Source organism: Streptomyces sp. NPDC031670, from assembly GCF_055580545.1.
In genome coordinates this window covers 732,324-758,758 of record NZ_JBVILC010000001.1, presented here as the reverse complement: position 1 = coordinate 758,758, position 26,435 = coordinate 732,324, and the positions used below count along the sequence as shown (strand labels likewise).

The following is a 26,435-nucleotide window of genomic DNA, read 5'->3' as shown; positions in this document are numbered from 1 at the left end:
GCGTCGCTCCGATGCGGCGCACCTCATCTGGGGGAGGAACGACTTGAGACGCACCGCAGTGCTCGGTTCGGCCGGCACTCTGATAGCGGGCACGCTCATAGCCGGCGCGATAGCGGCACCGGCGGCCACCGCCGAAAGCCGTCACCACGGCACGTCCGAGGCGCGCGGCGTACAGCTCGCCGCCGAGCGGGCCGCCACGAAGGGCATCGCCTGGACCGACTGCCCGGCCGACTGGGGCTTCGCCAAGCCGATCCAGTGCGGTTACGTCAGCGTTCCGCTCGACTACGCCCACCCCTACGGCCAGCAGATCAAGCTCGCCGTGGACCGCATATCCTCCACCGGCACCCCGGCCGAGCGCCAGGGTGCCCTCGTCTACAACCCGGGCGGTCCCGGTGCCTCCGGCATGCGCTTCCCGACCCGGGTGACGGGCAAGAACCCCCTGTGGGCCACCACCGCCAAGGCGTACGACTTCGTGGGCTTCGACCCGCGCGGCGTGGGCCACTCGACGCCGATCTCCTGTGTGGACCCGCAGGAGTTCGTCAAGGCGCCCAAGGCCGACCCGGTGCCCTCCAGCGAGGCCGACAAGCGCGCCCAGCGCAAGCTCGCCGCCGAGTACGCGGACGGCTGCGCCGAACGCAGCGGCTGGATGCTGCCGTTCATGACCACCCCGAACACCGCCCGCGACCTGGACGTCATCCGCGCCGCGCTCGGTGAGAAGAAGCTCAACTACCTGGGCGTCTCCTACGGCACCTACCTGGGCGCGGTCTACGGCACGCTGTTCCCCTCGCACGTGCGCCGCATGCTGGTCGACAGCGTCGTCGACCCGGCGCGCGACAACATCTGGTACCAGGCCAACCTGAACCAGGACGTCGCCTTCCAGGGCCGCTGGAGCGACTGGGAGAAGTGGGTCGCCCAGAACGACGCGACCTTCCACCTCGGCGACACGGCGGCCAAGGTCGAGCAGCAGTGGGTGAAGCTGCGCGCCGCCGCCAAGAAGAACCCCATCGGCGGCGTGGTCGGCCCCGCCGAGCTCATCGCGTACTTCCAGAACGCCCCGTACTACGACTCCTCCTGGGCGCCCACCGCCCGGACGTGGAGCAAGTACGTGGCGGGCGACACCCAGGCGCTGGTCGACGCCGCCGCGCCCGACATGTCGGACACCAAGGGCAACATCAGCGCCGAGAACGGCAACGCGGTCTACACCGCCGTCGAGTGCGCCGACGCCAAGTGGCCCACCAGCTGGAAGAAGTGGGACCGGGACAACACCCGGCTCAACAAGAACAACCCGTTCATGACGTGGGCCAACGCCTGGATGAACCTGCCGTGCGCCACCTGGCAGACCAAGCAGCAGACCCCGGTCGAGGTCCGGACCGGCAAGGGTCTGCCGCCCGTCCTGATCGTCCAGAGCACCCGGGACGCCGCCACGCCGTACCAGGGCGCCGTCTCGCTGCACCAGCGCTTCAAGGGCTCGCGCCTGATCACCGAGAAGGACGCGGGTTCGCACGGCGTGACCGGTCTGGTCAACCCGTGCGTCAACACGCGGGTCGAGGCCTACTTCCTGACCGGCAAGGTCGACAGCGCCGATGTGACGTGCGCCCCGCACGCCACGCCGAAGCCGTAACACCGAAGGACAGCTGAGCGGGGGGCGCCCGGGAACTCCGGCCGCCCCCTCGCGTTCCCCCTCAGCCCCGCGCCGCCAGCCAGGCGTCCTCCGCCGCGTAGTCGAACATGTCCGCGTACTTGGCCATGGCCGGGAACGCCTCCCGCCAGTCGCCGCCCCCGAGCCGGTCCGCGATCGAGGCGACCGTCGCGGGCAGCGACTCCACGTACCCGGTCACCGGCCGGTAGCCCAGCTCCCGTTCGGCCGCGGACATGTCGTAGACGACCGGATGCGGCGTGCTCCACGGGGTAAGGCCCACCGTGCTGCCCTCCTCCGGTGCCCCGTCGAGGAGCACCGTCTCGCCGCGCACCCCCAGCACCTCGTCGACCGCCGCGCCGATCTCCGCGACCGTCGGCGCCTGCGGATCGGCCGCGTTGAGCACCCGCGAACCCGGCCGGAGCGCGGCCAGCCTGATGAGCTCGGCGATATTGGCGACATGCGCCGGATGGAAGCGGCTCGCCCCGCCGAACGCGAGCACCCGCACCGGCCGCCGGTCCAGTGCCCGCTTCACGAAGAACAGCTCCCTCGGGGCGCGGCAGCCGGGTCCGTGGACCGCGCCCGCCCGCAGCAGGGTCGAGGGCAGCGCCGAGGCGAGCAGCTCCCGCTCCAGCATGATCTTGCGCGTACCGTACGTCCCCTCGCCCGGCGCGACCGTGGCCAGCGACTCCGGGATCGGCAGCGGATAGCACGGGGAGCCGTCCGGCTCGCCCTGGGTGTCGAAGCTGCGGCCCCGCTCGTCCTCGTACACCGCCCCGCTGGAGATCACCACGGCCGAGCCGACGCGGTCCGCGAGCGAGGCCAGCTGCCGGGCGTGGCCGCCGTCGTACGCCACCATGTCCACCAGGACGTCGCAGCCGTCCCCGAGCGCGGCGGCCAGCTCCCCTTCCGCGTCCCGGTCGAGCGCGAGCGGACGCACTCCGTCCGGCCACTGCGGATCGCCTCCGCCGCCGCGCGAGGCGGCACGCACCTCCCATCCGTCCTCGGCGAGCGCGCGCACCGCGGCCCGCCCGATCTGTCCCGTTGCCCCTATGACGAACGCTGTTCCCTTTCCCATGCACCGGACGCTACGGCCCGGTGATCGCCGGGGGCAGGCGATTGTGCCCTGCGCGGATCCGCTGTCAGCCGAGGAGCCTGGGGAACTTTCCGGCTGCCTCGGCCTTCACCTCGGCCGCGTACCGGTCCACGTACTCCTGGCCGGACAGCTCCAGGATCTTGTACATCAGCTCGTCGGTGGCGGCCCGCAGCACCGCCTTCTGGTTCTCCATCCCGGCATAGCGGGAGAAGTCGAGCGGCTCGCCGAAGCGGATGGTGACGCGCCGGATCTTCGGCACCACCTGGCCGGGCGGCTGGATCTCGAAGGTGCCGACCATCGCGCAGGGGATCACCGGGACCCCCGCCCTGATGGCCATCACGGCGACCCCGACCTTGCCCTTGTAGAGGCGTCCGTCGTGCGAGCGGGTGCCCTCCGGATAGATGCCCAGCAGCTCGTCCTTGGCCAGCACCCCGAGGCCCTCGCGGATCGCCGCCTGCCCGGCCTCCTTGCCGGAGCGGTCCACCGGGATCTGCCCGACCGCGCGGAAGAAGGCGGCCGTGAGCCGGCCCTTGACGCCGGGCCCGGTGAAGTACTCCTGCTTGGCGAGGAAGGTGATGCGCCGCTTGAGCATCACCGGCATCAGGAAGTGGTCGGAGAAGGACAGATGGTTGCCCGCGACGATCGCCGCCCCCTCGTCCGGGACGTGCTCGAGACCCTCGATCCTCGGCCGGAAGAGCAGCTTGAGCAGCGGCCCCAGAAGGGCGTACTTGAGCACGTAGTACAGCAACGCACCAGCTCCTCACTCGGCCCGCCCGCCGGGCCGCCGCTCAGGCGCTGCGCGAAGCCGCCATGCCCACCGTCGCCAGGCCGAGGACCACCCAGCCGAACCAGAGCCAGCCGCTGCTGCCGAGCGCCACCGTGTAGGCAGTGATCATCACCAGCGCCACGACGGTGAGCACCACCATCGCCTTCGTCGTGCCGGGCATGGGGTCCCCTTCCTCCCGGCCGCTGCCGTGGAGTCCATGGTCGCCCCCAGGGGGCCCGCCGCGCCAGAGGGGCGCACCGGGCGTTACCGCCCGCGTGCGTCGAGCGACGCCAGATAGGCGTTGTAGGCGGCCAGCTCCTTGTCCCCGTCGCGGTCGGCGGCCCGGTCCTGCCGCTTCGCCTCGCGCTTCTCGGTGGCGTACCACTGGAAGACGAGCGCGATCAGGACGACCACGGACGGGATCTCGCTGAACGCCCAGGCGATGCCGCCGGCCGCCTCCTGGTCGGCGAGCGCGTCGATGCCGAGCGAGGACGGCGGGTTCTTGTACGTGCCGACCATCGGCTGGGTCGCCATCATCAGGGCGATACCGAAGAAGGCGTGGAAGGGCATGCCCGCGAAGAGCTCCAGCATCCGCATGATGTAGCCCGGGCGGTGCGGGCCCGGGTCCACGCCCATGATCGGCCAGAAGAAGATCAGGCCGACCGCGAGGAAGTGGACCATCATCGCGACATGGCCGGTCTTCGAGCCCATCAGGAAGTCGAAGAGCGGGCTGAAGTACAGCGCGTACAGGCTCGCGATGAACATCGGGATGGTGAACGCGGGATGCGTGATCACCTTCAGATAGCGGCTGTGGAGGAGCGCGAGCAGCAGCTCACGCGGGCCCCTGCGCCCGCGCCCGGCCACCGGCAGCGCGCGCAGCGTCAGCGTCACCGGCGCGCCGAGCAGCAGCAGGATCGGCGAGAGCATGCTGATGACCATGTGCTGCACCATGTGCACGCTGAACATGACCATGCCGTAGTCGTTGAGCTTCGTGCACATCACCAGGGCGATGCTCAGCACACCCAGGGTCCAGAAGACCAGCCGGCTCACCGGCCAGCTGTCGCCGCGCCTGCGCAGCCGCAGCACCCCGTAGCCGTACAGGCCGAGGCCCGCGACACAGCCGATCAGGAAGAACGGGTCCATGGACCACTCAAGGCCGCGCCCCAGCGTGAACGGCGGCAGATCCATCGTCATGCCGTGCCCGCTGTGATCCATCCGCTGACTCCTGATTTCGTACCGGTTGTCCGCACCCAGAGTAGAGCCGCCCCCGGTCGCGTTCGCGACCGGGGGCGGCCCGTGGAGTCCGGAAACCGTGCGCTCCTCAGAGCACGCACTCCGCCTCGGAGTAGCGCTCGGCGGGGACGGTCTTGAGCGTCGCCGTCGCCTCGGCGAGGGGGACCATGGTGATGTCGGTGCCGCGCAGCGCGGTGAGCATCCCGAACTCGCGGCGGTGCACGGCCTCCACCGCGTGCCAGCCGAAGCGGGTGGCGAGGACGCGGTCGTACGCGGTCGGGGTGCCGCCGCGCTGGACGTGGCCGAGGATGACCGCGCGGGCCTCCTTGCCCAGGCGCCGCTCCAGCTCGACGGAGAGCTGGCTGGCGACCCCGGCGAAGCGCTCGTGGCCGTAGATGTCGGTGCTGCCCACGTCGAAGCGCATCGAGCCCTCGCGCGGCTTGGCGCCCTCGGCGACCACCACGATCGCGAACTTCTTGCCCGCCGAGAAGCGGCGGCCGACCAGCTCGGTGAGCTCGTCGATGTCGAAGGGGCGCTCGGGCACCACGATCGCGTGGGCGCCGGCGGCCATCCCGGAGTGCAGGGCGATCCAGCCGGTGTGGCGGCCCATGACCTCGACGATCAGCACGCGCTGGTGCGACTCGGCGGTGGTCTTCAGCCGGTCCAGGGCCTCGGTGGCCACACCCACGGCCGTGTCGAAGCCGAAGGTGACGTCGGTGGAGGCGATGTCGTTGTCGATGGTCTTCGGCACGCCGACGATGGGCAGACCGGCCTCGGAGAGCAGATGGGCCGCCTTGAGCGTGCCCTCCCCGCCGATCGGGATGATCGCGTCGAGGCCGAGCTCGGCGACATGGCCCCGGGCGCGCTCCACGCCGTCGCGCAGATGCGCGGGCTGGACCCGGGAGGAGCCGAGGATCGTGCCGCCGAGGGCGAGGATGCCGCCGACCGCGTCGAGGTCGAGCTTGCGGTAGTCGGCCTCCAGGAGACCCTTCCAGCCGTCGTGGAAACCGATGACCTCGTCGCCGTGGTCCACCACCGCGCGGTGCACGACGGAACGGATGACGGCGTTGAGGCCGGGGCAGTCGCCGCCGGAGGTGAGCACACCAATTCGCATTGCCCGGAAAACCTTTGCAACGTGGGCCGACGACCGGACCACGTCGTCCGGTTGGATCCCCGCCACCCTACCGGCGCAGGGTGGCGGGGCCGAATCAGACGTCCGACTGATGGACCTCGGAGGAACGTACGAACGCCGTCCCCGGGAGTGCGGACCGGGTCAGGCGGGCTGGGTCGCGGAGGCGATGCGCTCGGCGCGCAGCGCCTCGTACCACCGGTCGTCGGTCGGCGGCAGCGCGTTCACATCGAGGGCCAGCTTCAGCAGCAGGTCCGCGATCTGCGGGTTCCGCGCCAGCACGGGACCGTGCATGTACGTGCCGAACACCGTCTCGTTGTACGCGCCCTCGGTGCCGTCGCCGGTGCCGTTGCCCCGGCCCAGGCGGACCCGGGCGAAGGGGCGGGCCGTGGGGCCCAGGTGCGTGATGCCCTGGTGGTTCTCGAAGCCGGTCAACTGCGGAAGGCCCAGGCGCTCGTCGATGTCGCCCAGCACGTCACCGACGCACCGCTCGCCCTCGCCGCGGGTGGAGACCACGTCGAGCAGACCGAGGCCGGGCTCGCGCTCGCCGAGGTCGTTGATGAACTCGTGGCCCAGGATCTGGTACCCGGCGCAGACCGAGAAGATGATCGCGCCGTTGGCGGCGGCGCGCTGGAGGCCGCCGTCGCGGCGCAGCCGCTCGGCCGCGAGCCGCTGCGGCCGGTCCTCGCCGCCGCCGATCAGGTAGATGTCGCCGGAGGACGGCACCGGCTGGTCGCTGCGGACGTCGAGGCGGGCCACGTCCAGGCCGCGCTGACGGGCCCGGCGCTCCACGACCAGCGCGTTGCCCTGGTCGCCGTAGGTGCTCAGCAGGTCGGGGTAGACCCACACGAGGCGCAGGCTGTTGTCGCTCATGCTCGCTTGCTCCTTAAGGGTCTCAGTTGCCGACCGTGCGGCGTACGTCCTGGAAGGCGGTGTAGTTGGCGATCAGCTCGATCTGGCCGGGGGGCGCGAGCTGGACGCACTCCGCGAGGCTCTCGCAGACCCGGAAGTCCAGGTTCGCGACCTCCAGGCGGACCGCCAGGTCCAGCTTGCGGTCACCGATGACGAAGATCGGGTGTCCGGCCAGCCGGGTGTAGTCGACGTCCCACAGCCACGAGGTGTCCGTGCCGTCGGCGCCGCGGGCGTTGACGGAGAGGATCACCGGCGTCGGCGGCGGGTCGATCAGGGAAAACGTTTCGAGCCAGCCCGCCGGGTTCTTCGCCAGCAGCAGCCGCAGCTCACGGCCCTGGAACGAGACGACGTCATAGCGACCGGCGACCGCCTGCACCTGGTACATCCGCTCCAGGGCGACCTGCGGCGGCACCCCGAAGACCGCGGCGACCGCGGCGGAGGTGGCGGCGTTGGCCTTGTTGGCGCGGCCGGGCAGCTGGAGGTGGATCGGCCAGGCCGAACCGTGCGGGTCCAGCACGTAGTCGCCGCTGAGCACCCAGCTCGGGGCGGGGCGGCGGAAGCCGCACTCACCGCAGAACCAGTCGTCGCCGGGGCGCTGCATCACACCGCCGCAGGCCGGGCACGACCAGGCGTCGTCCTTCCACTCCTGGCCGGCCGCCACCCACACCACGTTGGGGGAGGAGGACGCCGCCCAGACGACCAGCGGGTCGTCGGCGTTGGCGATCACCACGGCCTTGGTGCCCTGGAGCCCCTCGCGCCACTTCTCCGCGAGCATCCGGGTCTCGGCGGCCCGGTCGAGCTGGTCACGGCTCAGGTTGAGCAGTGCGATCGCCTTGGGCGTCACATCGCGAGCGACTCCCGAGAGGTACTTCTCGTCCACCTCGATCACGCCGAAGCGGGCGTCCGAGCCGCCCGCCAGCGCCGAGGTGATGCCCGCGGGCATGTTGGCGCCCAGCGCGTTGGACACCACCGGGCCGCTGGCCCGCAGCGCCTCGGCGATGAGCCGGGTCGTCGTCGTCTTGCCGTTCGTCGCCGAGACCAGGACCACGTCCAGGTGGTTCGCCAGCCGCCCCAGCAGATCGGGGTCCAGCTTGAGCGCCACCCGGCCGCCGATCACCGATCCACTGCCCCGCCCCGCCGCGCGCGACACCGCCGCAGCGGCCTTGCCCGCCGTCACGGCGAGCTTGGCCCGCGGTGACAGCGGCTCCGCGTTGCCTGCCATCGTCCTTGATCCTCCTTGCGCCTGGGTCGGACCTCAGCCTATCGAGATCCGGACAGCGGCCCGAACCGCGCCACCACCGGCGCGGCCCCGGGTGGCCCGGAACGTACGCTTGCGGCCATGCGCCACCGTCCGATTCCCGGCAGTTCCGGCACCGTACGAGAGATGTCTCTCCTCGGTGACCCGGCCCTGCACGCCCCCTGTGAGCCCGTCAGCGACTTCGGTCCGTCCCTGGCCCGACTGGTCGAGGACCTCTTCGCGACGATGTACGCGGCGCGGGGGGTGGGCCTCGCGGCCAATCAGATCGGCGTGGGCCTGCGGGTGTTCGTCTACGACTGCCCCGACGACGAGGACGTCCGCCACCTCGGACACCTCGTCAACCCCCGCCTGGTGTCGACGGACGGCGTCGTGGTCCGCGGGCCCGAGGGCTGTCTCTCCCTGCCGGGCCTGGAGGCCGGTACGGAGCGGTACGACGAGGCGGTGGTGGAGGGGTGGACGGTCTCGGGGGAGCCGGTGCGGGTGTCCGGGACGGGCTTCTTCGCGCGGTGCCTCCAGCACGAGATGGACCACCTGGAGGGGTTGGTGTACGTGGAGCGCTTGACGGGGTGGCGCAGGAGGCGGGCGGTACGGGCGGCCCGCCGGGCGGGACTGGGATTCCCGGCCCGGGCGTTGCCCTGAGCCCCTGGGGGCGGGGGTGCGTCCGCGGGTGGCGGGGTGTCTGCTCGCGCAGTTCCCCGCGCCCCTTGGCACCTCCGGCTACCGCACCTTCAGCCCCTCCGGCGTTTGAGGAGAGGGGCCGGGGCGGAGCCCCGGGCCTTCAGGGGCGCGGGGAACTGCGCGCTCAGCCACAGACAACCCGCAGACAACATCCCGACCCGCTAGAACCCCGGGCCCCCGGCCCGGTCCGCCGCCGCGGCCAGGCGGCCCCACAGCAGGTCCGCCAGTCCCCGCACCAACTCCGCCCGCGAGCAGGGCCGTTCGCCCAGCCACCAGTCGCCCGCCGCGTGCATCATGCCGACGATCCCGTGGCCCCACACCCGCGCCAGCGCCTCGCTCCCCGGCCCGAGGTCTATCCGCTCGGCTATCACCACGCCCAGCTCCTCGCCCATCCGCCGCAGCAGCGGCGCGGAGTGGCGGCCCACGTCGAAGCCGGGCTGCTCGCCGCCGCTGTCCTCCGCGGGGTGCATCAGGAAGCGGTACACCTGCGGCCGTGCCTCGATCGCCACCAGATACGTCTCCAGCGTCGCCTCGACCCGCTCACGGCGCCCGGCGGGCGCGTCCAGCGCCGCCCGCAGCGCCGCGAGCAGCGCGTCGGTGTGGCGCTGCGCGAGGGCCCGGTAGAGCCCGCCCTTGTCCCCGAAGTGCCGGTAGAGGATCGGCTTGGTGATCCCCGCCTCCGCGGCGATCGCGTTCATCGACGCCTTGGGGCCGTCCCGGAGCACCACCCGGTCCGCCGCCTCCAGCAGTTCCCGCCGACGGCTCTCGGCCGACGTCCGCTGCTGCTCGGCCTGGTGTGTGGTCTCCATGGCTTCGTCTCCCCGCCCGTACTCGTACTGCGTCTTTCCCGGTTCCGTCGGCGCCTGTTCCGCCATCCGGAATGCCTGCGCAACGTAACACCCCGGCCAGGTCCCGCGCTGACCGGCGGTTCTCCGGTTGACATGTCCTACCGACGAGTAACATACTGCGGTTACCGCAAGTAACGCTTGTCTGTGGCACGGGAAGTGGTGGAGGGGACATGGCTGAGTTCACTATGGAGCTCAACGACGACCAGAAGCAGGTCAGGGACTGGCTGCACGGGTTCGCGAAGGATGTCGTCCGCCCCGCCGCCGCGGAGTGGGACGAGCGCGAGGAGACCCCCTGGCCGGTGATCCAGGAAGCCGCCAAGGTGGGAATCTACTCCCTGGACTTCTACGCCCAACAGTTCTTCGACCCGACCGGTCTCGGCATCCCGGTCGCCATGGAGGAGCTGTTCTGGGGTGACGCCGGCATCGCCCTGTCGATCGTCGGGACGGGCCTCGCCGCCGTCGGTGTCCTCGCCAACGGCACCGAGGAGCAGATCGGCACCTGGATTCCCCAGATGTACGGCGACGTGGACGATGTGAAGGTCGCCGCCTTCTGCTCCTCCGAGCCGGACGCGGGCTCCGACGTCGCCTCGATGCGGACGAAGGCCGTCTACGACGAGGCCAAGGACGAGTGGGTGCTCAACGGCACCAAGACCTGGGCCACCAACGGCGGCATCGCCAACGTCCACGTGGTCGTGGCGGTCGTCGACCCCGGGCTCGGCTCCAAGGGGCACGCCTCCTTCATCGTGCCGCCGAACACCCCCGGCCTGTCCCAGGGCCAGAAGTTCAAGAAGCACGGCATCCGCGCCTCGCACACCGCCGAGGTCGTCCTGGAGGACGTGCGCGTCCCCGGCCACTGCCTGCTCGGCGGCAAGGAGAAGCTGGACGAGCGCCTGGCCCGGGCCCGCGAGAAGGCGAAGGCGGGCGGCGTGGGGGCACCTCCCAGCGGTAGCTGGGGGAGCGTCAAGAACGCCGCCATGGCCACCTTCGAGGCCTCCCGCCCGGCCGTCGGCGCCATGGCGGTCGGCACCGCCCGCGCCGCGTACGACTACGCGCTCGAATACGCCATGGGCCGCGAGCAGTTCGGCCGCCCGATCATCGACAACCAGGGCGTCGCCTTCCAGCTCGCCGACATGCGGACGCAGATCGACGCCGCCCGTCTCCTGGTGTGGCGCGCCTCCTGGATGGCCACGGCGGGCCGGCCCTTCACCTCCGCCGAGGGCTCGATGTCCAAGCTGTTCGCGAGCGAGACCGCCAAGAAGGTCACCGCGCAGGCGATCCAGATCCTCGGCGGCAACGGTTACACCCGGGAGTACCCGGTGGAGCGCATGCACCGCGACGCCGCCATCTACACGATCTTCGAGGGCACCAGCGAGATCCAGCGCCTGGTGATCGCCCGCACGCTGTCCGGCATGCCGATCCGCTAGCTTGCTGCCCTACAGAGCCGGCTCCGTTCCCGTGTGGCGGGAACGGAGCCGTATCGTTTTTCCGGCCGTGCCCCTTGCTCAGACCGGCAGCTGGGCCTCGATGGCCGCCACGACCTCCGGCGCTTCCGGCTCGGTGGCCGGACGGATCCGGGAGACCACCTCGCCGGCCGGGGAGATCAGGAACTTCTCGAAGTTCCACTGGATGTCGCCCGCCTCGCCCTGAGCGTCCGCGACCTCGGTGAGGCGCCGGTACAGCGGGTGGCGGCCGTCGCCGTTGACGTCGGTCTTCTCCAGCAGCGGGAACGTCACCCCGTACGTCGCCGAGCAGAACGTCTGGATCTCCTCCGCGCTGCCGGGCTCCTGGGCGCCGAACTGGTTGCAGGGCACACCGAGAACGGTGAAGCCGCGCTCGCCGTACCGCGCCTGGAGGCGCTCCAGACCGGCGTACTGCGGGGTCAGACCGCACTTGGACGCCACGTTCACGACCAGCACCGCCTTGCCCTTGTAGTCGGCCAGCGAAGTGGGCTCGCCGGTCAGGGTGCGCAGCGGGATGTCGTACAGGCTCATCAGCCAACTCCTCGTAACGGGGGTGGGACGGGTCAGTCGCGGGCCGGCAGCGGGCGGAACAGGCCCTCCTGGACCACGGACACCAGCAGCCGGCCCGCACGGTCGTAGATGCGACCGCGGGCCAGGCCCCGGCCGCCGGTCGCGATGGGGGACTCCTGGTCGTACAGGAACCACTCGTCGGCCCGGAACGGCCGGTGGAACCACATGGCGTGGTCCAGCGAGGCCATGTCGAAGCCCCGCGGACCCCACAGGGGCTCCACCGGGATGCGGACCGCGTCGAGCAGCGTCATGTCGGACGCGTAGGTGAGCGCGCAGGTGTGCACCAGCGGGTCGTCGCCCAGCGGGCCGACCGCGCGCATCCACACGGCGCTGCGCGGGTCCGCGTCCTTGATCTCCTGCGGTGTCCAGCGCAGCCGGTCCACGTACCGGATGTCGAAGGGCTGACGGCGGGCCATGCGCTCCAGGGCCTCCGGCAGCACGCCCAGGTGCTCGCGGATCTCGTCGGCGACGGTGGGCAGCGACTCCGGCTCGGGGAAGTCCAGCCGCGGCGGCAGCTGGTGCTCGATGCTGCCCTGCTCCGGCTGGTGGAAGGAGGCCGTCAGATTGAAGATCGTGCGGCCCTGCTGGACCGCGGTGACCCGGCGGGTGGTGAACGACCGGCCGTCCCGCACCCGCTCGACCTGGTAGACGATCGGCACACCGGGGCGGCCGGGGCGCAGGAAGTAGGCGTGCAGCGAGTGCACCGGGCGCTCGCCGTCCGTGGTGCGCCCGGCCGCCACCAGCGCCTGGCCGGCCACCTGCCCGCCGAAGACCCGTTGCAGGGACTCCTCGGGGCTGCGGCCACGGAAGATGTCGACCTCGATCTGCTCCAGGTCGAGCAGATCGACGAGTCTCTCGGCGGGGTTGGTCATGTCGTCGCGGTCCTTTCCGGAACGAAGGAGGTCAGAGCTCGCCCACGTCGGTGACGCGCACCACCGCGCGGCCCTCTTCGTCGGAGGCCGCGAGGTCGACCTCCGCGCTGATGCCCCAGCCGTGGTCGCCGTTGGGGTCGGCGAAGGTCTGGCGGACGCGCCACAGGCCGTGTGCCGGGTCTTCCTCGATCGCCAGCAGCTTCGGTCCGCGCGCGTCGGGGCCGGTGCCCAGGTCCTCGTACTCGTCCCAGTACTTGTCCATGGCCTCGCCCCAGGCGTCCGCGTCCCAGCCGGACTCGGCGTCCATCTCGCCGAGCGCGTCCACGTTGTCGAGCGCGGCCAGCTCCACCCGGCGGAACATCGCGTTGCGCACCAGCACACGGAAGGCGCGGGCGTTGGCCGTGACCGGCTTGACCTCGTCGGCCTTCTCCTGGGCCTGCTCGGCGGTCTCGATCTCCGGGTTGGCCAACTGCTCCCACTCGTCGAGCAGACTGGAGTCGACCTGGCGGACCATCTCCCCGAGCCAGGCGATCAGATCCTCCAGGTCCTCGGTCTTCAGGTCGTCCGGGATGGTGTGGTCGAGCGCCTTGTACGCGCTCGCCAGATAGCGCAGGACGATCCCCTCGGTGCGCGCCAGCTCGTACCAGGAGGTGAACTCGGTGAAGGTCAGCGCCCGTTCGTACATGTCACGGATGACGGACTTCGGCGAGACGGGGTGGTCGCCCACCCACGGGTGCGACTTCTTGTAGACGTTGTACGCGTGCCACAGCAGCTCTTCCAGCGGCTTCGGGTACGAGATGTCCTGGAGCCGCTCCATGCGCTCCTCGTACTCGATCCCGTCCGCCTTCATCTGCCCGACGGCCTCGCCGCGCGCCTTGTTCTGCATGGCCGCGAGGATCTGGCGCGGGTCGTCGAGCGTGGACTCGACGACGGAGACCATGTCCAGCGCGTACGAGGGCGACTCCGGGTCCAGCAGGTCGAAGGCCGCGAGCGCGAACGTGGAAAGCGGCTGGTTGAGCGCGAAGTCCTGCTGGAGGTCGACGGTGAGCCGGATGGTGCGGCCCTCGGCGTCCGGGGTGTCCAGCTGCTCCACCACACCGCCGTCGAGCAGCGAGCGGTAGATGGCGATGGCGCGGCGGATGTGCCGCAGCTGCGCCTTGCGCGGCTCGTGGTTGTCCTCCAGCAGATGGCGCATCGCCGCGAAGGCGTTGCCCGGCCGGGCGATCACCGAGAGCAGCATGATGTTGGTGACCCTGAAGCGCGAGGTCAGCGGCTCGGGCTCGGCCGCGATCAGCTTCTCGAAGGTGGCGTCCGACCAGGCCACGAAGCCCTCGGGGGCCTTCTTGCGGACCACCTTGCGGCGCTTCTTCGGGTCGTCGCCCGCCTTGGCGAGGGCCTTCTCGTTCTCGATGACGTGCTCGGGCGCCTGGGCGACCACGAACCCGGCGGTGTCGAACCCGGCCCGTCCGGCCCGGCCCGCGATCTGGTGGAACTCGCGGGCGCGCAGGGTGCGCACCCGCGTGCCGTCGTACTTGGTGAGCGCGGTGAACAGCACGGTGCGGATGGGCACGTTGACGCCGACACCCAGGGTGTCCGTCCCGCAGATCACCTTCAGCAGACCCGCCTGCGCCAGCTTCTCGACCAGGCGCCGGTACTTGGGCAGCATGCCCGCGTGGTGCACACCGATGCCGTGGCGCACATAGCGGGAGAGGTTCTGGCCGAACTTGGTGGTGAAGCGGAAGTTGCCGATCAGCTCCGCGATCGCGTCCTTCTCCTCGCGGGTGCACATGTTGATGCTCATCAGCGACTGCGCCCGCTCCACCGCCTGGGCCTGGGTGAAGTGCACGATGTAGACGGGCGACTGCTTCGTCTCCAGGAGCTCGGTCAGCGTCTCGGTGATCGGCGTGGTGACGTACTCGTACGAGAGCGGTACCGGGCGGGTCGCCGAGCGGACCACCGCGGTCTGGCGGCCGGTGCGCCGGGTCAGGTCCTTCTCGAACATCGAGACGTCGCCGAGCGTCGCCGACATCAGGACGAACTGGGCCTGGGGCAGTTCCAGGATCGGGATCTGCCAGGCCCAGCCGCGGTCCGCCTCGGCGTAGAAGTGGAACTCGTCCATCACGACCTGGCCGATGTCGGCGTGCCTGCCGTCGCGCAGCGCGATGGAGGCGAGGACCTCGGCGGTGCAGCAGATGACCGGGGCGTCGGCGTTCACGGACGCGTCGCCGGTCAGCATGCCGACGTTCTCGGTGCCGAAGAGCTTGCACAGGTCGAAGAACTTCTCCGAGACCAGCGCCTTGATCGGCGCGGTGTAGAACGTGACCTCGTCCCGGGCCAGCGCCGCGAAGTGCGCACCCGCCGCCACCAGGCTCTTTCCGGAGCCGGTGGGGGTGGAGAGGATCACGTTCGCGCCCGAGACCACCTCGATCAGCGCCTCCTCCTGGGCCGGGTACAGCGAGATGCCCCGCTCCTCGGCCCAGGTGGAGAAGGCCTCGAAGAGGGCGTCGGGGTCGGCACTCGGCGGGAGCTGATCGATAAGGGTCACGACCCCATCTTGCCTGGCTTCTCCCCATGAGAGGGAACCGGCGGCGAGGCAAGAAGATCATGAAGGATAGGCTGACGGGCCAACTGGGCCACGGGACAACAGGAAATGGGGCGGGGCACGGTCATGATGGGACCTGCGCACTCACTGTCAGGAGCGGCAGCCTGGCTGGGGGTGGGGGCCGCCGCGGCGGCCACGGGACACGCCATGCCCTGGCCGGTCCTCGTCGTCGGCGCGCTGATCAGCGCCGGGGCGGCGCTCGCGCCCGACCTCGACCACAAGTCCGCGACCATCTCGCGCGCCTTCGGACCGGTCTCCCGGGCGCTGTGCGGCGTCGTCGACGACCTCTCGCACGCCGTCTACCAGGCGACCAGGGGCCCCGGCGACCCGCGCCGGGGCGGCGGGCACCGCACGCTCACCCACACCTGGCTGTGGGCCGTCCTGATCGGGGCGGGCGCCTCGGCCGCGGCCGTCTTCGGGGGGCGCTGGGCGGTGCTCGGCATCCTCTTCGTCCATGTGGTGCTCGCCGTGGAGGGCCTGCTGTGGCGGGCCGCCCGGATGTCCAGCGACGTCCTGGTGTGGCTGCTGGGCGCGGCCGGCGCCTGGATCATGGCCGGGGTCCTGGACAAGCCCGGCAACGGCTCGCACTGGCTCTTCACCGGCTCCGGCCAGGAGTACCTGTGGCTGGGCCTGCCGATCGTGCTCGGCGCGCTGGTCCACGACATCGGGGACGCGCTGACCGTCTCCGGCTGCCCGGTCCTGTGGCCGATCCCGGTGGGCCGCAAGCGCTGGTACCCGGTGGGCCCGCCCAAGATGATGCGGTTCCGGGCCGGGAGCTGGGTGGAGCTGAAGGTGCTGATGCCCGCGTTCATGGTGCTCGGCGGGGTGGGGGCGGCGGGCGCGCTCAACTTCATCTGAGCCCGCCACCGCCCGTACGCCCCCGGGCCCGCCCCGGCCGGCAGGCTCGGCCTCACCCGTGCCAGGACCGCCACAGCGCCGCGTACGCCCCGTCCGCCTCGACCAGGGCGTCGTGGCTGCCCAGCTCGCTGATGCGGCCGTTCTCGACCACCGCGATCACGTCCGCGTCGTGCGCGGTGTGCAGCCGGTGGGCGATCGCCACGACCGTACGGCCGTCGAGCACCCGGGCGAGCGACCGCTCCAGGTGGCGTGCCGCGCGCGGGTCCAGGAGCGAGGTCGCCTCGTCCAGGACCAGGGTGTGCGGATCCGCCAGGACGAGCCGGGCCAGCGCGATCTGCTGGGCCTGCGCCGGAGTGAGGGCGTACCCGCCCGAGCCGACCTCCGTGGCCAGGCCGTCCTCCAGTGCCCGCGCCCAGCCGTCCGCGTCGACCGCGCCCAGGGCCGCCCACAGCTCGGCGTCCTCGGCGCCGGTCCGGGCCAGCAGCAGGTTGTCCCGCAGCGAGCCCACGAAGACGTGGTGCTCCTGGTTGACCAGTGCCACGTGCTCGCGCACCCGCTCCGCGGGCATCCGCGACAGCTCGGCCTCGCCGAGCGTGATCCGGCCCTCGCGCGGCGCGTAGATGCCCGCGAGCAGCCGCCCGAGCGTGGACTTGCCCGCGCCGGACGGGCCCACCAATGCCACCCGGGTGCCCGGGGCGACCGACAGGGACACCTGGTGCAGGACGTCCACGCCCTCGCGGTAGCCGAAGCGCACCTCGTCCGCCTCGACGTCCCGGCCCCGCGGGCGCAGCCCGGCGTCGCCCGCGTCCGGCTCGATGTCGCGGACGCCGACGAGCCGGGCCAGGGAGACCTGGGCCACCTGGAGCTCGTCGTACCAGCGCAGGATGAGGCCGACCGGCTCGACCAGCATCTGGGCCAGGAGCGCTCCCGTGGTCAGCTGCCCCACCGTGAGCCAGTCCCGCAGGACGAACGAGCCGCCGATCATCAGCACCGCGAGCATGATCGTCACATGGGTGGCGCTGACGACCGGGAAGAGCACCGACCGCAGCCACAGCGTGTACCGCTCCCAGGCCGTCCACTCGCTGATCCGCCGCTCGGACAGGGCGATCCGGCGCTCGCCCAGGCGGTGCGCCTCGACGGTCCGGCCCGCGTCCACGGTCTCGGCTAGCACGGCGGCGACGGCCGCGTACCCGGCCGCCTCCGAGCGGTACGCCGAGGGTGCCCGTCTGAAGTACCAGCGGCACCCCGCCACCAGCAGCGGCACGGCGATCAGCACCGCGAGCGCCAGCGGCGGCGCGGTGACGCCGAGCGCGCCGATGAGCAGCAGCGCCCACACCACGCCGATGGCCAGCTGCGGCACGGCCTCGCGCATCGCGTTGGCCAGCCGGTCGATGTCCGTGGTGATCCGCGACAGCAGATCGCCGGTGCCCGCGCGCTCCAGGACGCCCGGGGGCAGCCCCACCGACCGCACCAGGAAGTCCTCGCGCAGATCGGCCAGCATCTCCTCGCCGAGCATCCCGCCGCGCAGCCGCACCAGCCGGACGAACACGGTCTGCACCACGAGCGCCACGGCGAACAGCGCCGCCGTGCGCCCCGGATGGAGGTCGGGGACGTCGTCGGACAGGTCCTCGACGACCCCGCCGAGCAGATAAGGGCCGACCATCGAAGCGATCACCGCGACCGCGTTGACGCCCACCAGGAGCGCGAACGCCTTGCGGTGGCGCCGCAGCAGATGGCGTACGTACGCCCGGACGGTCGCCGGGGTGCCGACGGGGAGCGTGGTGGCCGACTCCGGGGCCGCCGGGTCGTACACCGGTGGCGTCACGCCGATCATGCCGTTTCCTCCCATGCGTCCTGTGCGTTCGTCTCCTCGTCGGTCTCCCGGGTGACCACCGCGCGGTAGCGGGCGTCGCCGCGCAGCAGCTCGCGGTGGCGGCCGACCGCGGCGACCTCGCCGTCGTGCACGAGCACCACCCGGTCCGCGAGGTCCAGGAGCAGCGGCGACGACGAGAACACGACCGTCGTACGCCCCGCGCGCAGCCGCTTGACGCCGCCCGCGACCCGTGACTCGGTGTGCGAGTCGACCGCCGAGGTCGGCTCGTCCAGGACCAGGACCTCCGGGTCGGTCACCAACGACCGCGCCAGGGCGAGGCGCTGGCGCTGGCCGCCGGAGAGCGACCGGCCGCGCTCGGTGATCCGGGTGCGCATCGGGTCGCCGTCGCTGTCCACCGACGCCTGCGCCAGGGCGTCGAGGACGTCGTCGCACTGGGCGGCGGCCAGCGCCTCGCCCGGCGTGACCTTCCCGGACGCGGGCACGTCCAGAAGCTCGTGGAGCGTGCCGGAGAGCAGCACCGGGTCCTTGTCCTGGACGAGGACGGCGGCCCGTGCCGTGTCCAGCGGGAGCCCGTCGAGCGCGACTTGGCCGAGCAGCGCGGACGGCACACCGCCCGCCTCGGCGGTATGGCCGCCGAGCCGCTCGGCCAGCCGCCCGGCGGCGTCCGGATCGCCGCACACCACGGCCGTGAACCGGCCCTCGGGCGCGAGCAGTCCGCTCGCCGGGTCGTACAGGTCGCCGGACGGGACCGGGGCGGTCCGCGACGGCCCCTCCGTCCGGGACGGCACCCCCGTGTCCGTCCCGGACGGGTCCGTGGCCCGGCTCAGGGCGAGCACGCGGGCCGCGCGCCTGGCCGAGGGCCGGGAGAAGGAGTACGCCATGGCGATCTCCTCGAAGTGGCGCAGCGGGTACAGCATCAGCGTCACCGCGCTGTAGACGGTGACCAGTTCACCGACCTCGATCCGGCCGTCGCGGGCCAGCGCCGCCCCGTACCAGACCACCACGATCAGCAGCAGGCCCGGCAGCAGCACCTGGACCGCCGAGATCAGCGACCACATCCGGGCGCTGCGCACGGCGGCCCCGCGCACCTCCTGGGAGGCCTCCTCGCGGTAACGGGCGAGGAAGAGCTCCTCGCCGCCGATGCCGCGCAGCACCCGCAGCCCGGCCACGGTGTCCGAGGCCAGCTCGGTCGCCCGGCCGGCCTTCTCCCGCTGGACGTCGGCCCGCCGGGTGGCGGGCGGCAGCAACGGCAGGACGGCCAGGGCCAGTACAGGAACGCCGACGGCGACCACCACGCCCAGCGCCGGCTGGTAGAGCACCAGACCGACACAGATGATCACCAGGGCGGCGGCTGCCGCGGCGAACCGAGACAGGGCCTCCACGAACCAGCCGATCTTCTCGACGTCGCCGGTGGAGACCGCGACGACCTCGCCCGCCGCGACCCTGCGGGTGAGCAGCGAGCCGAGCTCGGCGGTCTTGCGCGCGAGGAGCTGCTGCACGCGCGCGGCGGCCGTGATCCAGTTGGTGACCGCGGTGCGGTGCAGCATGGTGTCGCCCACCGCGATGGCCACGCCGAGCACGGCGATGATGCCGCCCGCGAGCGCGAGCCGCGCCCCCGAGCGGTCGATCACGGCCTGTACGGCGACGCCGACGCCGAGCGGCAGTCCGGCGATGCCGCACTGGTGCAGCAACCCCCAGGCCATTGACTTGAGCTGCCCGGAGAGCTGGCCCAGGCCCAGCCACAGCAGGAAGCGGGGACCCGAGCGGACGTCCGGTTCGCCTGGATCCGTATAAGGAAGATCGCGAATCTGCATGACGTCCCAAGGATCGGAAAGAGTGGTTCAAACCGTGCAAGGTTGGCCTTCCGCGAGGCCTCGGGGCAATCGATTTTCGCGCCCGGGCGGCCGGAACGCGCCAAGAGCGGCGGCCCGCCCCTGGCGTGGCGGGCGCACGCGCGCTTCACTCCTGACGCATGAGACCACTCAGGATCATGTCCATGATCGGCGGCATGGTGCTCGCGGCCGGCGCGCTGCTCGGCGCGGGCCCGGCCGCGACGGCCGCCTCCGCCGCGGAGCCCCCGGCCGAGTTCGGCACCGACTGGCACGACCCGGTCACCGCCGCACCGCCGGTGACCGTCCCGCACACCCGCAGCTGCCGGGTCACCCTGGCGCAGGCGCAGTTCCGCGACTTCACGCCCTACAAGGGGAGTTACGCGCCCCCCAAGGGCTGTGGCGAGCGGTGGAGCAAGGTCGTGCTGCGGCTCGACGGCAAGGTCAAGGGCAGGCAGTACGACCGGCTCGGTTACCTCCACGTCGGCGGCGTCGAGGTGCTGCGGACCTCCACGCCCGAGCCCTCACCGGACGGCATCGCCTGGAACGTGGAGAAGGACGTCACCCGGTACAGCGACACCTTCCGCTCCCCGCAGCCCGTCGAGATGCTCATCGGCAACGTTGTCGACGAGACCTACACCGGGGTGATCGACGTCCAAGTCACGCTGACGTTCTACGCGGCCGAGGGCAGGGTGAGGCCCGCCGCCGCGCCGGACCGGGTGCTGCCGCTGGACGGCACCGCGCTGACCACCCCGCGCAACTCCGAGCGGATCGTCGCCGAGGTGTACGCCACGGGCTCGGGCGGCGGCTGCGAGGAGTTCTGGTACCTGGCGGTGCCGGACCCCGCGCCCTACTCCTGCAAGGCGCCCGCCGGACCCAACCGAGAGGTGCGGATCAAGGTCGACGGCCAACTCGCCGGAATAGCCTCGCCGTTCCCGAACGTATGGACCGGCGGCTGGTCCAACCCCTTCCTCTGGTACGTCGTCCCGGCGCCCCACGCCTTCGACGTCCGGCCGCTGGAGTACGACCTGACACCGTACGCGGCGCTGCTCGACGACGGCCGCGCGCACCGGGTGGAGGTGTCCGTCGCCGGGGTCCCCGAGGGACAGGCCGGCTGGTCGACGCCGGTCAACGTGCTGGTGTGGCAGGACCACGGCAGCCGGGTCGTCACCGGCGCGCTCACCCGGCACGAGGAGAGCGCCCCCACCGGCTCCACCAGCTACACGCCCGGCACCGAGTCGCGCCTCGACGCCCGGGCGGGCCACCGGCTGACCACGGCCGGCTACCTCGACACCTCGCACGGCCGGGTCACCACCACGGTCGCCCGGAGCGTGGCCGCCGACACCGTCCACCGCTGGACCGAGGGCGAGAACACCGACGCCCTCAAGGGGAGGTGGACCGATGACAGCGCGGTGACCACGGACGGGCACGGGCCGGCCGTCACCGCGCGCGTGCACCGTACGTACACGATGGACGGCACCACCACCATCGGCGCGGACAACCGGCTGCGGACCGTGATCACCCTGGGGGACCTCGCGGACACCGCCACCCTGCGTGCGGGCCGGGCCGCCTCGTGGTCGCACCTGGACGACACCTACCGGGGCGACGCCTCCTGGACCCTGAACGTGCCGCGCGAGCAGCGGCACGCGACGGGCACCTCGGCCGAGCGCTACCGGCTGCTGGGCTCCGACGGCTGCTACGACCGCGGCCTCAGGACCGCTCAGGGCGCCCTCACCGAGGATCTGCGGCGCTGCTGACGAGGGGGTGCGGGGCCCGCGCTCGCCGCCGAGCGCGGGCCCCGCGGCCCGCTCAGGCCTCCGTGGGCTTCTCGGAGTCCATGCCGGGGCGGGACCGGTGCCACTCGCCGCGCGTGAAGTCGGGAATCCGCTGGGGCGTGCTGCCCTCCTTGAGGGAGAGGTGGCTCAGCGGCACCGGCGCCGACCAGGTGGCCGCGTCGTACACGTCGAAGTCCGGTACGAGTCCCAGGCGCATGCACTGCATCAGCCGGAACACCAGCATGTAGTCCATGCCGCCGTGCCCGCCGGGCGGGTTGGCGTGCTCCTTCCAGAGCCAGTGGTCCCAGTCCGCGTACCGGGAGAAGTCGCCCCAGTTGTCGTCGTGCTGGTCCGGCTCCAGGTAGATCCGCTCCGGATAGTCCTCGAAGAGGCCCTTGGTGCCGCCGAGGCTGTTGATGCGGCTGTAGGGGTGCGGTGTCGACACGTCGTGCTCCAGACGGATCACCCGGCCCCTGGCCGTCTGCACCAGGGAGATCGTCCGGTCGCTCTCGATGTACGACTCCTTGAAGCTCGGGTCGCCCGGGGGCATATGGGCCTCGCGGTACTCGGCGAGGCCGAGCGCGGGGGTGCCCATGCTGACGATGGACATCACGCGGTCCCCGCGGTTGACGTCCATGTAGTTGGCGACCGGGCCGAAGCCGTGCGTGGGGTAGAGGTCGCCGCGCAGCCGGGTGTGCCACAGCCGCCGCCAGGGGCCCTCGTAGTACTTGGGGTCGAACATCAGGCCGCGCAGATCGTGGATGTAGGCGCCCGCGCCGTGCAGCAGATCGCCGAACTTGCCCGCGTGCGCCATCCGCAGCACCCGCATCTCGTTCCTGCCGTAACAGCAGTTCTCCAGCTGCATGCAGTGGCGCCGGGTGCGCTCGGAGAGGTCGACCAGCTCCCACAGCTGGTCCAGGTGCATCGAGGCCGGGCACTCCACGCCCGCGTGCACGCCGTTCAGCAGGGCCGCCCTGGTGATCTCGAAGTGGGAGTCCCAGGGCGTGGCGATGTGCACGAAGTCGATGTCGCCCCGCTGGAGGAGCTGTTCGTAGTCGTGGTCGCCGTGGACGTAGACGGCGGGCGCGGGCTGCCCGGCCGCGGTCACCTTCGCCGCGGCGCTCTCCGCCTTCGCCTTCACCGGGTCGCAGAGCGCCACGACCCGCACACCGGGAACGGCGAGGTAGAGGTCGATCATGCTGCCGCCGCGGTTGCCGAGGCCGATCAGGCCCACCCGGACCGTCGACCGCCGCTGGAACGGCACCCCGATCATGCTCCGGCCCTGTCGCCGGGGCGCGGGTGCCCCGGCGGCGGCCGTGGTCCGTACCGGCTGTCCGGTCAGCGCGGCCTGCTCGGCCGCGGCGGCGCTGTGCGTGCCCAGGGCGCCCATACCGACCCCGGCGCCCGCGGCCCCCGCCGTCCACAGCACGGAGCGTCTGCTGATGTCGTGGTTCTGCGGAGCTGCGTCGTTCATCGAGTCTCCTGGGAAGAGAGGGAGCTGATTTCTGCGCGGCGTACACGAACCTCGGTAAGGACCATGGTTGTTGGGGCTGCTGCCGCGCAAGGGGGCCTGTCGACGCCCGGGGCCGCCCCGGGAAGGTGCACCGCTGCACGTCGTCACGGTACGTCCGGATATGCCCGGTTCGTGGGAGGCGCGGGGAACGGGTGCGGAACGGCTCGTTGACGGCCCGTCAGTGCGGCGGCGGGGTACCGGCCGCGGGCGGCCCGGGGTGCGCGGACCGCGGTTTCGGCGGTGCGGGCGCCCGCGTGGGACCGCCTCAGCAGCGGCGCTCGGGCGCTCCGTCGACCAGGGCGGACAGCAGGCCGCCCAGCACTTCGCGCTGGTCCGCGGTCAGCGGCGCCAGGATCTCCTCCGCCGCGCCCCGGCGGGCACCGCGCAGCGAACGCAGCGTCGCCCGGCCCGCTTCGGTGAGCTCGATGCGCACCACCCGGCGGTTGGTCGGGTCGGGGACCCGGCGCACGTTCCCGCTCTCCTCCAGGGCGTCCACCAGGGTGGTCACGGCGCGCGGGACCACTTCGAGGCGGGCGGCGAGATCGGCCATGCGGGGCGGGCTGTCGTAGTGCGCGACCGTCCGCAGCAGCCGGGACTGGGCAGGGGTGATGCCGACCGGCTCCAGGTACTGCTTGTGGATGCGGTGGAGTCTGCGCGTGAGCCGGAGCAACTGCTCGGCCAGCACGCCGTCGGCGTCGGTGGTGCTCATACGGGAACAATATCAGGACCTTGTGCATTGTGAGTATAGGTAACAGTGAGCTATGCTCCACCAGTCTTGTCAGTGGCGTCGCCGCCCGGGCCCCCAAGGACCCACGAGCGGTGCCGCCCTGCCGCCTCACCCCGCGAAGGAGCCCATGCACCCCGAGGAATCCCCCTGGACGCCCCCGCCCCGTGGCCGCGAGGAGCAGCCCGCCCAGACGCGGCGCATCCTGCGCCTCTTCCGCCCCTACCGCGGCCGGCTGGCCATCGTCGGCCTGCTGGTCGCCGCGTCCTCACTCGTATCGGTCGCCTCGCCGTTCCTGCTGCGCGAGATCCTGGACGTCGCCATCCCGCAGGGCCGCACCGGGCTGCTCAGCCTGCTCGCCCTCGGCATGCTCGCGACCGCCGTCGTCACCGGTGTCTTCGGCGTCCTCCAGACGCTGATCTCCACCACCGTGGGCCAGCGCGTCATGCACGACCTGCGCACCGGTGTCTACGCCCAGCTCCAGCGGATGCCGCTCGCCTTCTTCACCCGCACCCGGACCGGCGAGGTCCAGTCCCGGATCGCCAACGACATCGGCGGCATGCAGGCGACCGTCACCTCCACCGCCACCTCGCTCGTCTCCAACCTCACGGCCGTTGTCGCCACCGTCGTCGCCATGCTGGCCCTCGACTGGCGGCTGACCGCCGTCTCGCTGCTCCTGCTGCCGGTCTTCGTCTGGATCAGCCGCAAGGTCGGCCGCGAGCGCAAGAAGATCACCACCCAGCGCCAGAAGCAGATGGCCGCGATGGCCGCCGAGGTCACCGAGTCGCTGTCGGTCAGCGGTATCCTGCTCGGCCGCACCATGGGCCGCGCCGACTCGCTCACCCGGTCCTTCGCGGCCGAGTCCGAGCGCCTGGTCGACCTCGAAGTGCGCTCCAGCATGGCCGGGCGGTGGCGGATGTCGACCATCGGCATCGTCATGGCCGCCATGCCCGCCGTCATCTACTGGGCCGCGGGCCTCGCCCTCCAGGCCGGCGGACCCTCGATCTCCATCGGCACGCTCGTCGCCTTCGTCTCGCTCCAGCAGGGCCTGTTCCGGCCCGCCGTGAGCCTGCTCTCCACCGGAGTGCAGATGCAGACCTCGCTCGCCCTCTTCCAGCGCATCTTCGAATACCTCGACCTCCCGGTCGACATCACCGAGACCGACAACCCGGTCCGCCTGGAGAAGGTGCGCGGCGAAATCCGCTTCGAGTCGGTCGACTTCAGTTACGACGAGAAGAGCGGCCCCACGCTCAGCGGCGTCGACGTGGCCGTCCCGGCCGGCACCAGCCTCGCCGTCGTCGGCCCCACCGGCTCGGGCAAGTCCACGCTCAGCTATCTGGTGCCGCGGCTGTACGACGTGACCGGCGGCCGGGTCACGCTCGACGGTATCGACGTCCGCGACCTGGACTTCGACACCCTCGCGCGCGCGGTCGGCGTGGTCTCCCAGGAGACCTACCTCTTCCACGCCTCCGTCGCCGACAACCTGCGCTTCGCCAAGCCCGACGCCACCGACGAGGAACTGGAGTCCGCCGCCCGTACGGCCCAGATCCACGACCACATCGCCTCCCTGCCCGACGGATACGACACGGTGGTCGGCGAGCGCGGCTACCGCTTCTCCGGAGGCGAGAAGCAGCGCCTGGCCATCGCCCGGACGATCCTGCGCGACCCGCCCGTCCTCATCCTCGACGAGGCCACCAGCGCGCTGGACACCCGGACGGAACACGCCGTGCAGCAGGCCATCGACGCGCTCTCGGCGGGCCGTACCACGATCACCATCGCGCACCGCCTCTCCACCGTCCGGGACGCCGACCAGATCGTCGTACTGGACGGCGGCCGGATAGCGGAGCGCGGGACCCACGAGCAACTGCTCGACCAGGGCGGCAAGTACGCCGCGCTGGTACGGCGCGACGCACGGCTGGCGCCGGTCGCCTCCTGACGGGGTCCGCGGGGATAACGTGCCGGTATGACGGATTCCTCACGCGGGTCCGGACACCGGACCGGGCTCACCCGGCGCGGCTGGATCCTCCTCGGCGCGCTCGGCCTGCTGCTCCTGGTGGGGGCGGCGGTGCTCCTCCTGGTGCTGCGGGAGGGCGGGGGGAAGGCGCGGCCCCTGGTCGTCCCGGAGGGCCGGCGGGCCGGGCAGGTGTACGCGGCGGTCGACAAGCGCCTCGGCGTGGCGGCGGGCACCACCCGCCGGGCGGCGTCCGAGGCCCGGCTCACCCTGCCTGCCGAGGCCCGGGGCAACCCCGAGGGCTACCTCTTCCCGGCCACCTATCCGGTGACCGGCAAGACCACTCCGGGCGGGCTGCTCGCCTATATGGTCGACACCGCCAACCGGCGCCTCGACCAGGACCGCATCGGGGAAGCCGCGCGGCGCATGCGGATGACGACCTATCAGGCCGTGATCGTCGCCAGCATCGTCCAGGCCGAGGCCGACACCGTGGCCGACATGGGCAAGGTCTCCCGGGTCGTCCACAACCGGCTGGCCAAGGGCATGCCGTTGCAGATGGACTCGACGCTCAACTACGCCCTGAACCGTTCGACGCTGATGACCACGCACGCCGACACCCGCACCGACAGCCCGTACAACACCTACGCGCGCGGTGGTCTGCCGCCGACTCCGATCGGCAACCCCGGCCGGCAGGCACTGAGGGCGGCGATCGCGCCGCCGCCGGGGGACTGGCTGTACTTCGTCACGGTGGCCCCGGGGGACACCCGCTTCACGGCCGACTACGCGGAACAGCAGCGGAACGTGCGGGAGTTCAACAGGACCCGGACCGCGACGTCCGGCTAGATCCGGCCCGGCGGTCCTGGCGGCGCCGGGAACCGCGCCCAGCCCGGG

At 71.9% G+C, this 26,435-nt stretch carries 22 protein-coding genes; 7 read left to right on the top strand and 15 right to left on the bottom strand.

Features of this window, described 5'->3' with window-relative positions; genetic code table 11:
- The first annotated feature begins 43 nt into the window (after nt 1-43).
- Nucleotides 44-1,621, top strand: coding sequence for an alpha/beta hydrolase (locus tag ACZ5ID_RS03415; protein WP_468892948.1), 1,578 nt, complete (start codon nt 44-46; stop codon nt 1,619-1,621).
- Between the two features lie 61 nt (nt 1,622-1,682).
- On the opposite strand, the gene ACZ5ID_RS03410 is transcribed toward ACZ5ID_RS03415, so the two are convergent.
- From ACZ5ID_RS03410 to ACZ5ID_RS03380, 7 genes are all read right to left on the bottom strand, one after another.
- Complete coding sequence (locus ACZ5ID_RS03410; protein ID WP_468892946.1) at nt 1,683-2,714, bottom strand: NAD-dependent epimerase/dehydratase family protein; 1,032 nt, start codon at nt 2,712-2,714, stop codon at nt 1,683-1,685.
- A 64-nt stretch (nt 2,715-2,778) separates the two neighbouring features.
- A complete protein-coding gene (locus tag ACZ5ID_RS03405) occupies nt 2,779-3,480 on the bottom strand; it encodes a lysophospholipid acyltransferase family protein (protein WP_406554725.1) in 702 nt (233 codons plus the stop codon).
- Between the two features lie 40 nt (nt 3,481-3,520).
- Nucleotides 3,521-3,679 carry a hypothetical protein gene (locus ACZ5ID_RS03400; RefSeq protein ID WP_180357116.1) on the bottom strand — a complete coding sequence of 53 codons (159 nt, stop codon included), beginning with the start codon at nt 3,677-3,679 and terminating at the stop codon, nt 3,521-3,523.
- An 83-nt stretch (nt 3,680-3,762) separates the two neighbouring features.
- A complete protein-coding gene (locus ACZ5ID_RS03395) occupies nt 3,763-4,713 on the bottom strand; it encodes a cytochrome c oxidase assembly protein (RefSeq protein ID WP_468892943.1) in 951 nt (316 codons plus the stop codon).
- Between the two features lie 106 nt (nt 4,714-4,819).
- Entirely contained in the window at nt 4,820-5,845 is a 1,026-nt protein-coding gene (locus ACZ5ID_RS03390; protein ID WP_406554727.1) for a 6-phosphofructokinase, read from the bottom strand.
- A gap of 159 nt (nt 5,846-6,004) precedes the next feature.
- Nucleotides 6,005-6,733, bottom strand: coding sequence for a type 1 glutamine amidotransferase (locus ACZ5ID_RS03385; RefSeq protein WP_101387171.1), 729 nt, complete (start codon nt 6,731-6,733; stop codon nt 6,005-6,007).
- A 22-nt stretch (nt 6,734-6,755) separates the two neighbouring features.
- Nucleotides 6,756-7,994 carry a MurT ligase domain-containing protein gene (locus ACZ5ID_RS03380; RefSeq protein ID WP_358836097.1) on the bottom strand — a complete coding sequence of 413 codons (1,239 nt, stop codon included), beginning with the start codon at nt 7,992-7,994 and terminating at the stop codon, nt 6,756-6,758.
- Between the two features lie 117 nt (nt 7,995-8,111).
- On the opposite strand from ACZ5ID_RS03380, the gene def reads away from it, so the two are divergent.
- Nucleotides 8,112-8,669: a peptide deformylase gene (gene def, locus ACZ5ID_RS03375; RefSeq protein ID WP_468892940.1), complete on the top strand. Its 558-nt coding sequence runs from the start codon at nt 8,112-8,114 to the stop codon at nt 8,667-8,669.
- Between the two features lie 200 nt (nt 8,670-8,869).
- Here the strand turns inward: def and ACZ5ID_RS03370 are convergent, their stop codons facing one another.
- Nucleotides 8,870-9,517, bottom strand: coding sequence for a TetR/AcrR family transcriptional regulator (locus tag ACZ5ID_RS03370; protein ID WP_468892938.1), 648 nt, complete (start codon nt 9,515-9,517; stop codon nt 8,870-8,872).
- 209 nt (nt 9,518-9,726) lie between these two features.
- Here ACZ5ID_RS03370 and ACZ5ID_RS03365 point away from each other — a divergent pair, with 209 nt between their 5' ends.
- A complete protein-coding gene (locus ACZ5ID_RS03365; protein ID WP_468892936.1) occupies nt 9,727-10,980 on the top strand; it encodes an acyl-CoA dehydrogenase family protein in 1,254 nt (417 codons plus the stop codon).
- Between the two features lie 78 nt (nt 10,981-11,058).
- Here ACZ5ID_RS03365 and ACZ5ID_RS03360 read toward each other — a convergent pair whose 3' ends face one another.
- From ACZ5ID_RS03360 to ACZ5ID_RS03350, 3 genes are read right to left on the bottom strand one after another with little or no spacing between them, the layout of a single operon-like run.
- The gene (locus ACZ5ID_RS03360; protein ID WP_468892934.1) at nt 11,059-11,547 is read right to left on the bottom strand and encodes a glutathione peroxidase; all 489 of its coding nucleotides are present in this window, start codon (nt 11,545-11,547) and stop codon (nt 11,059-11,061) included.
- 32 nt (nt 11,548-11,579) lie between these two features.
- Entirely contained in the window at nt 11,580-12,458 is an 879-nt protein-coding gene (locus tag ACZ5ID_RS03355) for an acyl-CoA thioesterase (protein WP_468892933.1), read from the bottom strand.
- Nucleotides 12,459-12,489: 31 nt separating this feature from the next.
- On the bottom strand, nt 12,490-15,003 hold the full coding sequence (locus ACZ5ID_RS03350; protein WP_468892932.1) for a DEAD/DEAH box helicase: 2,514 nt from the start codon (nt 15,001-15,003) through the stop codon (nt 12,490-12,492).
- Nucleotides 15,004-15,126: 123 nt separating this feature from the next.
- Between ACZ5ID_RS03350 and ACZ5ID_RS03345 the strand changes: the two genes are divergently transcribed.
- The gene (locus ACZ5ID_RS03345) at nt 15,127-15,918 is read left to right on the top strand and encodes a metal-dependent hydrolase (protein WP_468892930.1); all 792 of its coding nucleotides are present in this window, start codon (nt 15,127-15,129) and stop codon (nt 15,916-15,918) included.
- Between the two features lie 52 nt (nt 15,919-15,970).
- Here ACZ5ID_RS03345 and ACZ5ID_RS03340 read toward each other — a convergent pair whose 3' ends face one another.
- Together ACZ5ID_RS03340 and ACZ5ID_RS03335 are read right to left on the bottom strand one after the other, a co-directional pair.
- Nucleotides 15,971-17,752, bottom strand: coding sequence for an ABC transporter ATP-binding protein (locus tag ACZ5ID_RS03340; protein ID WP_468892928.1), 1,782 nt, complete (start codon nt 17,750-17,752; stop codon nt 15,971-15,973).
- Nucleotides 17,749-19,566 carry an ABC transporter transmembrane domain-containing protein gene (locus ACZ5ID_RS03335; RefSeq protein ID WP_468892927.1) on the bottom strand — a complete coding sequence of 606 codons (1,818 nt, stop codon included), beginning with the start codon at nt 19,564-19,566 and terminating at the stop codon, nt 17,749-17,751. The genes ACZ5ID_RS03340 and ACZ5ID_RS03335 overlap by 4 nt, the downstream gene beginning before the upstream one ends.
- Before the next feature lie 158 nt (nt 19,567-19,724).
- On the opposite strand from ACZ5ID_RS03335, the gene ACZ5ID_RS03330 reads away from it, so the two are divergent.
- Entirely contained in the window at nt 19,725-21,338 is a 1,614-nt protein-coding gene (locus ACZ5ID_RS03330; protein WP_468892925.1) for a peptide-N4-asparagine amidase, read from the top strand.
- 52 nt (nt 21,339-21,390) lie between these two features.
- On the opposite strand, the gene ACZ5ID_RS03325 is transcribed toward ACZ5ID_RS03330, so the two are convergent.
- Both ACZ5ID_RS03325 and ACZ5ID_RS03320 read right to left on the bottom strand, forming a co-directional pair.
- Nucleotides 21,391-22,830, bottom strand: a complete 1,440-nt coding sequence (locus ACZ5ID_RS03325) for a Gfo/Idh/MocA family protein (RefSeq protein WP_468892924.1) — start codon at nt 22,828-22,830, stop codon at nt 21,391-21,393.
- Between the two features lie 304 nt (nt 22,831-23,134).
- On the bottom strand, nt 23,135-23,578 hold the full coding sequence (locus tag ACZ5ID_RS03320; RefSeq protein ID WP_406557576.1) for a MarR family winged helix-turn-helix transcriptional regulator: 444 nt from the start codon (nt 23,576-23,578) through the stop codon (nt 23,135-23,137).
- A 145-nt stretch (nt 23,579-23,723) separates the two neighbouring features.
- Here ACZ5ID_RS03320 and ACZ5ID_RS03315 point away from each other — a divergent pair, with 145 nt between their 5' ends.
- On the top strand, nt 23,724-25,529 hold the full coding sequence (locus tag ACZ5ID_RS03315; protein ID WP_468892923.1) for an ABC transporter ATP-binding protein: 1,806 nt from the start codon (nt 23,724-23,726) through the stop codon (nt 25,527-25,529).
- Between the two features lie 27 nt (nt 25,530-25,556).
- Nucleotides 25,557-26,387 carry an endolytic transglycosylase MltG gene (gene mltG / locus ACZ5ID_RS03310; protein WP_468892922.1) on the top strand — a complete coding sequence of 277 codons (831 nt, stop codon included), beginning with the start codon at nt 25,557-25,559 and terminating at the stop codon, nt 26,385-26,387.
- Nucleotides 26,388-26,435: the final 48 nt, after the last annotated feature.